The organism is Streptomyces sp. NPDC050548 (genome assembly GCF_044457385.1).
Taxonomy (GTDB): Bacteria; Actinomycetota; Actinomycetes; order Streptomycetales; family Streptomycetaceae; genus Streptomyces.
On the sequence record NZ_JBITGV010000001.1, the window covers coordinates 193,360 to 206,661 of the forward strand.

The following is a 13,302-nucleotide window of genomic DNA, read 5'->3' on the forward strand; positions in this document are numbered from 1 at the left end:
CGGCTCCTGACATCTCAGGGGCCGCCTTCCTGCTGTCCGCCTTGCTGTCTGCTTCTTCTTGCCGGCCTCAGACGAAAGTTCTCGTCGGCAGCGGCTTGCCGTACCAGAGCTCGATCAGCCGGGCCGCGATCGAGATGCCGTAGGGCGGCAGCACCTCTTCGGACTCGAAGGCGGCGCGTAGTTCCTCGCGGGAGAACCAGCGGGCCTCGTGGATCTCGTCGCCGTCTACGTTGATGTCCGTCGAAGTGGCGCGGGCCATGAAGCCGAGCATGAGGCTGGACGGGAAGGGCCAGGGCTGGCTGGCGACGTACTCGACGTGGCCGACGGTGATGCCGGCCTCCTCGAAGACCTCGCGGCGCACCGACTGCTCGATGGACTCGCCGGGCTCCACGAAGCCGGCCAGCGTCGAGAAGCGGCCCTCGGGCCAGTGGACCTGGCGGCCGAGCAGGATCCGGTCCTCCTCGTCGGTGACCGCCATGATCACAGCGGGGTCGGTGCGCGGGTAGTGCTCGGCGCCGCAGGCCGGGCAGCGGCGGATGTGGCCGGCCGCGGCGATCACCGTGCGCTCGCCGCAGCGGGAGCAGAAGCGGTGCAGGCGCTGCCAGTTCTCCAGGGCGACCGCGTGCACCATCAGGCCCACGTCCCGGGGAGACAGCAGCAGCCCCGCCTCGCGCAGGCCCGCCGCCCGCGCCGACTGGTCGATACGGCCGGGCAGCGCGTCCTTCTGGAGGGCGAAGTAGCTGACGCCGTCGTCGTCGGTGCCCAGGAAGTAGCGGTGCGCCTCGGTGAGGGGGGCCTCGAAGGACGGGGTCATGACGAGTTCGGTCTTGCCGTCGGGCGTCTCGTCGATGAGGACCTGGCCGCCGGAGACCACGAAGCAGCGGGTGGTGGGGTGGCTCCACGCCGCAGCGAGCCAGGCCTCGTCGAGCCGGTGGTGGGCGGCTCGGTCGATGCCGCTCGGGGCGGTGAGCGAGATGGGTCGGTCGGCTGTGTGGTCGGTCCAGGTGGTCACGGGTGCTTCCAACTCCCCCGGCAATGCGGATTGTTTCGGCGGGCGGTTCAGCGGGACGTACGGCAGGAGGCGACCGGGTCCGGCGGGGACGGGTGTGCGGGGCGGTACTTCCAGTGTGCCTCGCGCGTGTCGCCGTTCCGGATCGCGTGGTTCGTCAGGGCGCGTGGCGCCAGGTGTCGGCGAGGTCTCCCCACAGGTGGGCGGTGGTTTCGACGCCCTTGAGGAGGAGGTCGAGTTCGACCTTCTCGTTCGGGGCGTGCCAGCCGTCGGAGGGGACGGAGATGCCCAGGAAGAGGACGGGTGCCCCGAGGACTTCCTGGAGGTCGGCGGCCGGTCCGGAGCCACCCTCGCGGGTGAAAAGGACCGGTTTCTCGAAGGCGACGGCCATGGCGCGCGCGACGGACTGCAGTGCCGGGTGGCCCAGCGGGGTCAGGCACGGGCGCGTGGCGGCACTGAACTCAATCTCCTGGCGGATGCCGTCGGGCACCTGCCGGGCGGCCCAGTCGCGGACGACCTTCTCGATGTGGTCGGGGTCCTGGCCCGCGACCAGCCGGAAGGAGAGCTTCACCATGGCCGAGGACGGGATGATCGTCTTGCTGCCCGCGCCTTGGTAGCCGCCGCCGATGCCGTTGACCTCGGCGGTGGGGCGGGCCCAGATGCGCTCCAGGGTGGTGTGTCCGGCCTCTCCGTGGGTGGCGTACGACTTGGCGGTGCGCAGCCACTCCCGCTCGTCGAAGGGCAGCTCGGCGAATAGCTCGCGCTCCTGGTCGGTGAGTTCGACGATGCCGTCGTAGAAGCCGGGGACCGCCACGCGTGCGTGCTCGTCGTGCAGTGCGGCGACGAGGCGGGCGGCGGCGGTCGCCGGGTTGGGCACGGCGCCGCCGAAGGAACCGGAGTGGATGTCCTGGTCGGGGCCGTACAGCCGGATCTCGCACTCGGCGAGGCCTCGCATTCCGGTGCACACCGTGGGGGTGTCCTCGGACCACATGCCGGTGTCGGAGACGATCACGGCGTCGGCGGCGAGCCGGTCGGCGCGCTCCTCGACGAGTGCCCGGAAGTGCGGGGAGCCGGACTCCTCCTCGCCCTCGACGATCAGCTTCAGGTGCACGGCCGGGGCGGTGCGGCCGGTGGCGGCGAGGTGGGCGCGGACGCCGAGTGTGTGGAAGAACACCTGGCCCTTGTCGTCGGCGGCCCCGCGCGCGTAGAGGCGGTTTCCGCGGACGACCGGCTCGAAGGGCTCACTGTCCCAGCCGTCCTCGCGGGCGGCGGGCTGTACGTCGTGATGGCCGTAGACGAGGACCGTGGGTGCTTCGGGATCGTCGGCGGGCCACTCGGCGAAGACGGCCGGGGCGCCCGGGGTCGGCCAGACCTCGACGGTCGGGAAACCGGTCTCCCTGAGTGCGGCGGCGAGCCAGTCCGCGCTGCGCCGGACGTCGGGCGCGTGCTCGGGCTGCGCCGACACGGACGGGATGCGCAGCCACTCGGCGAGGTCGTCGAGGAAGGCTGCGCGGTGCTGCTCGATGTACGTGCGGACCGCGCTGACGGCACTGTCAACGGTGTGGCTCATGGTCACGAGCCTATCGGCCCGCACTGACATCCTCGGTGGGCGGTTCCTCACAGTTTGCTTGCGCGGCCGGCTACTCCCCTTGCGCGCCCGGTGATTCCACCTGTGCGCCCGGCTCCTCCAGCAGCAGTCGCTCCAGGGCGGCCCGGTCCGGAAGGCCCTCCGGCCGGACGACCTCGCCGCCGCGCACGTACAGGAACGCGGCCGTGACCGCTTCCAGCGGCACGCCCTGCCGCTCGGCCCAGGCGAGCCGGTAGATCGCGAGCTGGAGCGGGTCGGCGGTGCGGGTGGTGCTGGTCTTCCAGTCGAGGATCTCGTACGTCGCCTCGTCGCCGTCGCCCTCCTTGTAGACGGCGTCGATACGGCCCCGTACGACGCGGCCGGCGATCGAGAGCTGGAAGGGGGTCTCGACGCGGTAGGGCGTGCGGCGGGCGTACTCGGTGCGTTCGAAGGCGTCCTTGAGCGCTTCCAGATCTCGTTCGTCGGCGATCTCGGCTTCGCTGCCGGGCAGTTCCTCCGGCTCCAGCATGGGCAGGGTCAGCTCTTCGAAGCGCGATTCCACCCAGGCGTGGAAGCGGGTGCCTCGACGTGCGGCGGGTTGTGGAGGGCGTGGCATGGGGCGCGCGAGTTCCTGCGCGAGCCCGTCCGGGTCGGCGGCCAGGTGCAGCAGCTGGGTGGCTGTCAGGGAGGCCGGCAGGGGGACGTCGGTGACGCCTCGGCGGGCGCGCAGAAGCTCCCCGGTGAGCGCGTCGAGGTCGCGGTCCCAGGAGGCGATGGCTCGGGCTTCCTCGGGGGTGAGGCGGGTGCCGCGTGGTTCCGCGGGGTGCGGGCGGGCGTCCCCCGGCGCACTGGGGTGTTCGGCGAGGTCCGGGGCCGTCGCCTGGTGCGGGACGGTCGGGCGGTCCGTGGTCCAGGCGCCCCAGTCGGCGGGGTCGTCCTCCGGGAGGCCCTCTTCGGCGTCGAGGGGAGTTTCCTCGTAGAGGGACTCGTCGTAGAGGGGATCGTCGTACGGCGGCTCGTCGTCCTCCGGTGGCGGGGGCCAGTCCGGGTCGTCGTGTGCGTTCGGGTCGTGGGTGGCCGCGGGGTGGCTCTCGTCGTGGGAGGCGAGGCGCTCCAGGTGGTCCATGACCATCTTGGCGGCCTTGTGGCGGTGGGCCATCGCCGTGTCGTCCAACGGCAGTGGCCAGGCCTGGTCGGCGGTGGCCGTCTGCAGGGCGGGGTTCTCCTCGCCCTCCTCGGGTTCGTCCGCCCAGGCCTCGATCTCGCCGTACCCGGCCGCGGAGTGGTCGTAGAGGGCCTGCAGGAAGTCGGACGGTCCTCGGCGCTTCTTCTGGGTGGGACCCCACCAGTGGCCGGAGCCGAGCAGCAGGGAGCGGGGGCGGGTGAAGGTGACGTAGCCGAGGCGGAGTTCCTCGGTGTGCTGGTGGTCCTTCATGGCCTCGTGGAAGGCCTTCATGCCCTTCGAGTCCCAGGAGGCGACGTCGGGCAGGGTGGCGGTGTCGCCGCGCAGCGCGTGCGGGAGGACCTTGCCCTGGGCGGTCCATTTCTCGCGGCCCTGGCTGCTGGGGAAGGTCCCGGTGACCAGGCCGGGGACGGCCACGACGTCCCACTCCAGGCCCTTGGACTTGTGCGCGGTGAGGACCTTGACGGTGTTTTCGCCACCAGGGAGGGCGTTGTCGAGGCCCTTCTCGTACTGGGCGGCGGTGCGCAGGAAGCCGAGGAAGGCGAGCAGGGTCGCCTCGCCGTCGCCCGCGGCGAAGGAGGCGGCGACGTCCAGGAAGTTCGACAGTGTCTCGCGGCGGCGGGCGGCCAACGCGTGCGGGGACGCCGCGAGTTCGACCTCCAGGCCGGTGACGGCCAGGACGCGGTGCAGGACGTCCATCAGGGGGTCGGACAGGGAGCGGCGCAGGTCGCGCAGTTCGGTGGCCAGGCGGGCGAAGCGCACGCGCGCGTCCGGTGAGAAGGGCAGTCCGTCGTCGTCCCCGGCGCCGTCGGAGCCGTAGAGGGGTGTCTCCAGGAACGTGTCGAGGGCGTCGGCGAGCGATATCACCTCGGAGGGGTCGACCCCCTCGACGGCCTCGGCGAGCCTGCGGTCGGGGTCGTCGTCGGCCCCCACGCGCGTGTGGGCGACGAGGAGTCGGGCGCGTCGGCCCAGGAGGGCGAGGTCGCGGGGGCCGATGCGCCAGCGCGGGCCGGTCAGCAGCCGGACCAGGGAGGCGTTGGCGCCGGGGTCCTGGAGGACTTCGCAGACGGCGACGAGGTCGGCGACCTCGGGCAGGTGCAGCAGCCCGGAGAGTCCGACGACCTCGACCGGGACGTCTCGGGTCACCAAGGCGCCCTGGATCTCGGCGAAGTCGGTGGCCGTACGACACAGGACGGCGATTTCGCCGGGTGCCTTCCCGGTCCGTACGAGGTGGGCGATGGAGTCGGCGAGCCAGTCGATCTCCTCGGCGTGGGTGGGCAGCAGCGCGCAGCGCACCATGCCGTCGCGCTCGGCGCCGGGGGCCGGGCGGAGGGCCTCCACGCCCGCGTGCATGGCGCGCAGGGGTTCCGCGAGGCCGTTGGCGAGGTCGAGGAGGCGGCCACCGCTGCGGCGGTTCTCGCTGAGCGACTGGCGGGCGGCGAGGCGGCCGTCGGCGTGGGCGAAGTGCTCGGGGAAGTCGTCGAGGTTGGCGACGGACGCGCCGCGCCAGCCGTAGATCGCCTGGCAGGGGTCGCCGACGGCGGTCACCGCGTGGCCCGTGCCGGAGCCGAACAGGCCTGCCAGGAGGATGCGTTGGGCGACCGAGGTGTCCTGGTACTCGTCGAGGAGCACCACCCGGAACTCGTCGCGCAGGATCTCGCCGACCTCGGGGCGGGTGCGCGCCAGGGTGGCCGACAGGGCGATCTGGTCGCCGAAGTCGAGCAGGTCGCGCTCGCGCTTGGCGGTCCGGTAGCGGCTCACCAGTTCGGTGAGTTCACGGCGGGCGTCGGCCGCCTCGGGGACCTTGCGCAGCTCGGGGTTGCTGAGTTTGCGGCCCTCCAGGTCGCGCAGCAGCTCGGCGTCGTACGCGCGCAACTCCTCGGGGCGTACGAGGTGTTCGGACAGCTCGGCGTCGAGGGTGAGGAGGTCGCTGACGAGGTCCGGGAAGGAGCGGGTGAGCGCCGGGTAGGGGCCGGGGGCTTCGCGCAGTACGCGCGCGGCGAGCTGGAAGCGGGTGGCGTCGGCGAGCAGGCGGGACGTGGGTTCGAGGCCGATGCGCAGGCCGTGGTCGGTCAGGAGGCGGCCCGCGAAGGCGTGGTACGTCGAGATCACCGGCTCGCCCGGGGGGTTGTCCGGGTCGATGACGTCGGGGTCGGTGACGCCCGCCTTGACGAGCGCCTTGCGGACGCGCTCGGCGAGTTCACCGGCGGCCTTGTTGGTGAAGGTCAGGCCGAGGACCTGTTCGGGGGCGACCTGGCCGGTGCCGACCAGCCACACCACGCGGGCCGCCATCACCGTCGTCTTGCCCGACCCGGCTCCGGCCACGATCACCTGCGGGGCGGGCGGCGCGATGATGCAGGCCGTCTGCTCCGGGGTGAAGGGGATGCCGAGGAGCTCCTTGAGCTGATCGGGATCGGTGATACGGGCGGGCATGTCGGAGAGGCTAGCTGCGGCCACTGACAGTCGAGGACCAATCGCCCTCAGGGGAAACAGAAGCGCAGGTCAGCACAGGTGGTGCGATGTGTCACGCGCGCTACTCGACCACGTGCCGTCCCTCGGGCCGCGCGCTGCACGAGGCCCGGAACGCGCAGTGCGTGCAGTGCTGGCCGGTCTTCGGCGTGAACCGTTCGTCGAGGACCTTGCCCGCGGCCGTGGCCAGCAGTTCACCGGCCCACTCCCCCTCCAGGGGCTCCTGGGCCTGCACCTTGGGCAGGGTCTCGCCGCCGTCCCGTACGGCGGCGCCCTGGCGCAGCTGGACGAGTTCGGCGCCGCCCGGTTCGGGGCGCACTCCGTCGAAGGCCTCGTCCACGGCGCCTTCCTGGACGGCGAGTTGGTAGACGGCGAGCTGGGGGTGGCGTTCCACCTCGCGGGCGGTCGGCGTCTGTTTGCCGGTCTTGAAGTCGACGACGTAGGCGCGCCCTTCGTGGTCCGTCTCGACGCGGTCCATGGAGCCGCGGATGCGCACTTCGTAGTCGCCCGCTTCGAGGGTGACGTCGAAGTCGTGCTCGCTGGCGACCGGTGTGCGGCCGGCGCGGAGGCTGTTGGAGTCGACGTGCCACTTCAGGAAGCGTTCGAGCGCCACGCGCGCGTTGTCCTTCTCCTGCGCCGACTTCCAGGGCGCGTCGAAGGCGAGCGCGTTCCACACGGTGTCGAGGCGTTCCATGAGGACGGCCAGGTCGGCGGGGGTGCGTCCGGAGGCGACCTCGTCGGCCAGGACGTGCACCACGTTCCCGAAGCCCTGGGCGGCGGTCGCGGGGGCATCGGCCTTCACCTCGCGGCCCAGGAACCATTGCAGGGCACAGGTGTTGGCGAGCTGGTCGAGGGCGCTCCCGGAGAGCACGACGGGCTGGTCGCGGTCGCGCAGCGGCACCTTGCTCTCGGTCGGCTCGAACATGCCCCACCAGCGGTACGGGTGCGCGGACGGGACCAGCGGGCGGCCGTCCTCGTCGGCGAGCGCGGCCAGCCGGGCCAGCCTCCGCGCGGCGGCCTCCCTGAGGGTGCCGGACACGCGCGGGTCGACGGTCGTGGCGCGCAGTTCGGCGACCAGTGCGGCGACGGACAGCGGGCGGCGCGGACGCCCTGTGACGTCTTTGGGCTCGACGCCGAGTTCGGTGAGGAAGCGGGAGGGCTGGTCGCCGTCGTCCGCGGGTGCCTTCACCGCGGTGACGACGAGGCGTTCACGCGCGCGCGTGGCGGCGACGTAGAACAGACGGCGTTCCTCGGCGAGCAGCGCCCCCGGGGTGAGTGGTTCGGCGAGTCCGTCGCGGCCGATGCGATCCGCCTCCAGGAGCGAGCCGCGGCGGCGCAGGTCCGGCCACAGGCCCTCCTGGACACCGGCCACGACGACCACGCGCCACTCCAGGCCCTTGGAGCGGTGTGCGGTCATGAGGCGTACGGCGTCGGGGCGTACGGCACGGCGGGTGAGGGTGTCGGCGGCGATGTCCTCGGCGTCGATCTCCTCCAGGAAGTTGAGGGCGCCCCGGCCCCCGGTGCGCTCCTCCGCGCGGGCCGCGGTCGCGAACAGCGCGCAGACGGCGTCCAGGTCCCGGTCCGCGTTGCGCCCGGCCGCGCCGCCGCGCAGCGTGGCGCGCTCCAGGCGCCCGGGCCAGGGAGTGCCCTGCCACAGGTCCCACAGCGCCTCCTCGGCCGTACCGCCGCCCGCCAGGCGCTCGCGTGCCTTGCGCAGCAGGGCGCCCAGGCGCTGGGCTCCCCGCGCGTACGTCGGGTCGTGGGCCACCAGCCGCTCCGGCTCGGCGAGCGCCCGCGTGAGCAGTTCGTCGGAGGGCGGCGGCACGGGGTTGCCACCGGCCCGCTCCTCCTCGCGCAGCGCACGGCCCAGGCGACGCAGGTCGGCGGCGTCCATGGCGGCGAGGGGCGAGGCGAGCAGGGTGAGGGCGGTCTCGGTGTCGAGCCAGGAGGTGCCCGTGGGGCTCTCGTCAGATGCGTCGGAGTCGGAATCGTCCGCTTCGGCCGGTGCGTCCCCGGACGCCTCCGCGACCGCCACCGCCCGCAGCGCCGTCAGCAGGGGTGCCACCGCCGGCTCGTGGCGCAGGGGCAGGTCGTCGCCGTCGATGTCCAGGGGGACGCCGGCCGCGGTGAGGGCGCGGCGGACCGTGGGGATCGTCCGGGAGCCGGCGCGCACCAGGACGGCCATGTCGTTCCAGGGGACGCCGTCCTCCAGGTGTGCCCTGCGAAGGATGTCGGCGATGTTGTCCAGCTCCGTGCCGGGGGTCGGGTACGTGTACACCTCGACACGTCCGCCGTCGCGCACCGGGGACAGCTCGCGGTGGGCGCGCACCTTCTGGGCCGGGAGCCTGGTCAGGGGCATGCGCTGGGTGAGCAGGCGGGTGGCGGTCAGCAGGTTGGCGCCGGAGCGGCGGGAGGTCCGGAGCACCTCTACGGGGGCGGGACTGCCGTCCGCGCGCGGGAAGGCGCTCGGGAAGTCCAGGATGCCGTTCACGTCGGCGCCCCGGAACGTGTAGATCGACTGGTCGGGGTCGCCGAAGGCGACGAGGGTGCGGCCGCCGCCCGCGAGGGCGTGCAGCAGTCGTACCTGGGCCGGGTCGGTGTCCTGGTACTCGTCCACGAACACGGCGTCGTACTGGGCGGCGAGCCGTTCGGCGGCCTCGGGGCGGTGGGCGAGGAGCACCGCGCGGTGGACCAGTTCCGCGTAGTCGAGCACTCCTTGGAGGTCGAGTACGTCGAGGTACTCGGCGAGGAAGGCGGCGGCGGCCCGCCAGTCGGGGCGGCCGATGCGGCGGGCGAAGGCGTCCAGGGCCCCGGGGTCCAGGCCGAGTTCGCGGCTCCGGGCGAGGACCGCGCGGACCTCGTCGGCGAAGCCTCGGGTGGTCAGGCAGGCCCGCAGCTCGTCCGGCCAGCGCACGTGCGCGAGGCCGAGCCGCTCCAGGTCGGGCTGGCCCGCGAGCAGTTCACGTACGGCGACGTCCTGTTCGGGGCCGGACAGCAGCCGTAGCGGTTCGACGAACAGGTCGCTGTCCTGGTGGGCGCGGACCAGGGCGTAGCAGAACGAGTGGAAGGTGGTGGCCCGGGGCGCGCGGGCGGCGCCGATGCGCAGGGCCATGCGGTCGCGCAGTTCGACGGCGGCCTTGCGGCTGAACGTCAGCACGAGGATCCGCGCGGGGTCACCTCCCCGGGCGATCCGGGCCGCGACGGACTCCACGAGGGTGGTGGTCTTGCCGGTGCCGGGACCTGCGAGGACGAGCAGCGGACCGGCCTCATGGTCAACCACCGAGCGCTGTGGCGCGTCCAGGTGAGGGGGAGCCGGCCGGGTCGGCGGGGTACGCACCAGTCGGTAAGCGCCACGGTTCCCCTGTCGCACCTGGGGGTGCGACAGGCGCCTGGTGGAGGAAGAGGAGCTCACGTGGTTCGCCGGTCCTGGTGGGTGTACTGGTTGGCAGGCTGCCGTGCGTCGAGGTCGGTGGCAGCGGGGTGAGGGGGACGCGTGCAGCCGACGCTACGCCGACGGGTCGTACGGGAGCAGGACTTCCGCCTCTTCCCGCAGGGCTCTCACGACCCGTGTGTCCCTCGCCCCTCGAACGTACGGCATGCCACGGACGTGCCCCGTTTCCCCCGTACGGATCACAGGCCGCACCCGGGCGGGTCCGATGGCGGAAGCTGTCAGGTGTGACCGTCCGCGCGTTCGCCGCCGTCCCATCGCGCCCGTTTCATGTCGACGCGTGGCAGGTGGCCCTCGGCGGCTCTGCTCGCCTCCTTCAGAGGGGTGCCCTCCTCGCGGTAACGGGCGAGGGCCTCCAGTTCGTGGCCGGGCAGCAGGACGCCGTCCGCGCGGACGACGCGCCACCATTCGACGGCTCCTCCGTAGAGGGCCATCACGCGGCCGACCTGGCGTGGTCCGCCCTCCTCCAGCCATTCGGCGACGTCGCCGTACGTCATGACGCGCCCGGGCGGAATGCGTTCTGCCACGTCGAGGACCCGCTCCGCGTACTCGGGCAGCGCGTCCGCGTGCTCCGGGTCGGTGTCGTCCGGAAGGCTCTGCTCGCTCATCCGCCCCATCCTGCCGCACGGCACCGACAGTGCGACGCGCTGGCGACTGTGCGTATCCCTCGCCCCGGAGCGGCGCGTGGGGCAGACTGTGCGCCCCCGCATTTGCACCCTGATGCCCCCGTGTGTCGGTGGGGCATGCCACCATCGTGCGGGCGGTGACTGGTGATACGAGATCAAGAAGAGACGATGAAGCAGCAGGGTGTGCACCCCGAAGACGCGGAGGGCACCTCTGACGCTGCGTCGCGCCCGGACACCGCCGACGCGCCCGCGCAGGACCCCTCGGAGGGTCCCGCAGAGACGCCCGCGCCCGACCCCACGCCCGGCCTCGACGACTGCGACGGCGAGACGCACGCCGAAGAGGTCGAGGGCGACGAACCGCTCCTCCCCGCGCGCGTGCACCGCCCTTCCGATCTCATGCGCCTCCTGGTGGGCTTTCTTGCGATCGTCGTACTGCTCGCGATCGCCGCGTTCGCGCACGGCACGACTTCGGGGCTCGAACAGGACATCAACAAGGGCACCGGCCAGGCGCCCGACCTGCTGATCAAGATCGCGGGGCTGGCGTCGAGCATCGCCATCCTGTTGGTGCCGGTCGCCTTCGCGATCGAGCGGCTGATCAAGCGCGACGGGCTGCGCATCGCCGACGGCGTGCTCGCGGCGGTCCTCGCCCATGGAGTGACACTCGCCACTGATCTGTGGGTCGCCAAGGCCGCCCCGGGCTCCATCCAGGAGGCGCTCACCCAGCCCTCCCCCGGTGACATCCACGCGCTCACCGACCCGGTGCACGGCTATCTGGCGCCCGTCATCGCCTACATGACGGCCGTAGGCATGTCCCGCAGGCCGCGCTGGCGCTCGGTGCTGTGGATCGTGCTGCTGCTCGACGCCTTCTCGATGCTGGTCACCGGGTACACGACTCCGTTCTCGATCATCCTCACGGTGCTGATCGGCTGGACCGTCGCCTACGGGACGCTGTACGCGGTGGGCTCCCCGAACGTCCGTCCCACCGGCCGGACGCTGATGGCGGGCCTGCGGACGGTCGGCTTCCACCCCGTGGGCGCGGCCCGCGAGGAGGCCGTCGACACCGAGAACGGCGATCGCGGCCGGCGCTACTTCGTCACCCTGGAGGACGGTCCGCCGCTGGACGTCACCGTGGTCGACCGGGAACAGCAGGCCCAGGGCTTCTTCTACCGCGCGTGGCGCAATCTGACGCTCCGGGGCTTCGCGACCCGCAGCAGCCTCCAGTCGCTGCGCCAGGCGCTGGAGCAGGAGGCCCTGCTGGCGTACGCGGCGATCGCGGCCGGGGCCAACGCCCCCAAGCTGATCGCGACCTCGGAACTCGGCCCCGACGCCGTGATGCTCGTCTACGAGCACACCGGTGGGCGCACTCTCGACTCGCTCGCGGACGAGGAGATCACCGACGATCTGCTGCGCCTGACCTGGCACCAGGTGCAGGCGTTGCAGTCGCGGCGCATCGCCCACCGCAGGCTCGCAGGTGACGCGATTCTGGTGGATCGTTCCGGCAAGGTGATCCTGACGGACCTGCGGGGCGGTGAGATCGCGGCCGGTGAACTGCTGCTGCGCATGGACGTCGCCCAGTTGGTGACGACACTCGGGCTGCGGGTGGGCGCCGAGCGCGCGGTGGCGTCGGCGGTCGGTGTCCTCGGTCCCGACGCCGTGGCGGACTGTCTGCCGATGCTCCAGCCCATCGCGCTGTCGCGCTCCACGCGCGCGACGCTGCGCCGGCTGTCCCGGGAGCGGGCCCAGCGGGAGCGCGAGGCGATCCTTGAGGCGTCCCGGCAGACCAGGCTGGCCCACGCGGAGGCGACCTCGCAGAGCGGCTCCACTCCCGTGCTCGAAAAGCCCGACAAGAAGGCCGTACGGGCGGAGCAGCGGGCCGAGAAGCGGGCCATCGACGATGCCCTGGACGAGGCGCGCGAGGAGGATCTGCTCACCCAGATCCGCCACCAGGTGCTGCTGATCAGACCGCAGGCGCCGGTCGAACCGGCTCGTCTGGAGCGGGTGCGGCCCCGCACGCTGATCAGTTTCATCGCGGGCGCGATCGGTGCGTACTTCCTGCTGACGCAGCTCACGCACATCGAATTCGGACCGCTCGTCGCCAACGCCCAGTGGGGCTGGGTGGCCGCCGCCGTGCTGTTCTCGGCGCTGAGCTACTTCGCGGCGGCGATGGCCCTCCTGGGGTTCGTGCCGGAGCGGGTGCCGTTCCTGCGGGCGGTGGCGGCGCAGGTCGCCGGGTCGTTCGTGAAGATCGTGGCGCCGGCCGCGGTCGGCGGTGTCGCCCTGAACACACGCTTCCTGCAGCGGGCCGGGGTGCGGCCCGGGCTCGCGGTGGCGAGTGTCGGCGCGTCGCAACTGTTCGGCCTCGGCTGCCACATCCTGATGCTGCTGTCGTTCGGCTATCTGACCGGCACCGAGAAGACACCGTCGCTGTCGCCGTCCAGGACGGTCATCGCCGGGCTGTTGACGGTGGCGGTGCTCGTGCTCGTGGTGACGTCGGTGCCGTTCCTGCGGAAGTTCCTCGTCACGCGCGTGCGGTCGCTGTTCGCGGGTGTCATCCCGCGCATGCTCGACGTGTTGCAGCGGCCGCAGAAGCTGGTCACCGGCATCGGCGGCATGCTGCTGCTGACGGCCTGCTTCGTGATGTGCCTGGACGCGTCGATCCGGGCGTTCGGCGACCAGTCGACGTCGCTCAGCCTGGCCAGCGTCGCCGTCGTCTTCCTCGCGGGCAACGCGCTCGGTTCCGCGGCCCCCACGCCGGGCGGTGTGGGCGCCGTCGAGGCGAGCCTGACACTCGGTCTGATCGCCGTCGGCCTGCCCAAGGAGGTCGCCGCTCCCGCGGTGCTGCTGTACCGGCTGCTGACGCTGTGGATTCCGGTGCTGCCGGGCTGGCTGTTCTTCAACCACCTGTCCCGCAAGGGCTCCCTGTAGAGCACGCGCAGAGGAACATGGGGCACGCACGCGTGCGTACCTCGTACGGCCCGTGCCCCGAGCGCCCTGCCGTGT

General features: G+C 72.4%; 6 protein-coding genes. 1 reads left to right on the forward strand and 5 read right to left on the reverse strand.

Annotation, left to right across the window (positions count from 1 at the left end; translation table 11 throughout):
* Positions 1–67 precede the first annotated feature (67 nt).
* From nudC to ACIBJH_RS00925, 5 genes are all read right to left on the reverse strand, one after another.
* Positions 68–1,012, reverse strand: coding sequence for an NAD(+) diphosphatase (gene nudC, locus ACIBJH_RS00905; RefSeq protein WP_043674596.1), 945 nt, complete (start codon positions 1,010–1,012; stop codon positions 68–70).
* A 154-nt stretch (positions 1,013–1,166) separates the two neighbouring features.
* Positions 1,167–2,579 carry a dipeptidase gene (locus ACIBJH_RS00910; protein ID WP_399114732.1) on the reverse strand — a complete coding sequence of 471 codons (1,413 nt, stop codon included), beginning with the start codon at positions 2,577–2,579 and terminating at the stop codon, positions 1,167–1,169.
* 70 nt (positions 2,580–2,649) lie between these two features.
* A complete protein-coding gene (locus tag ACIBJH_RS00915; protein WP_399114733.1) occupies positions 2,650–6,192 on the reverse strand; it encodes a UvrD-helicase domain-containing protein in 3,543 nt (1,180 codons plus the stop codon).
* A gap of 100 nt (positions 6,193–6,292) precedes the next feature.
* Positions 6,293–9,640, reverse strand: coding sequence for an ATP-dependent helicase (locus tag ACIBJH_RS00920; RefSeq protein ID WP_399114734.1), 3,348 nt, complete (start codon positions 9,638–9,640; stop codon positions 6,293–6,295).
* Positions 9,641–9,897: 257 nt separating this feature from the next.
* Positions 9,898–10,284 (reverse strand): MGMT family protein, encoded by a 387-nt coding sequence (locus ACIBJH_RS00925; protein WP_399114735.1) that lies wholly within the window; start codon positions 10,282–10,284, stop codon positions 9,898–9,900.
* Positions 10,285–10,470: 186 nt separating this feature from the next.
* Between ACIBJH_RS00925 and ACIBJH_RS00930 the strand changes: the two genes are divergently transcribed.
* The gene (locus tag ACIBJH_RS00930) at positions 10,471–13,227 is read left to right on the forward strand and encodes a YbhN family protein (protein ID WP_399114736.1); all 2,757 of its coding nucleotides are present in this window, start codon (positions 10,471–10,473) and stop codon (positions 13,225–13,227) included.
* Positions 13,228–13,302 lie beyond the last annotated feature (75 nt).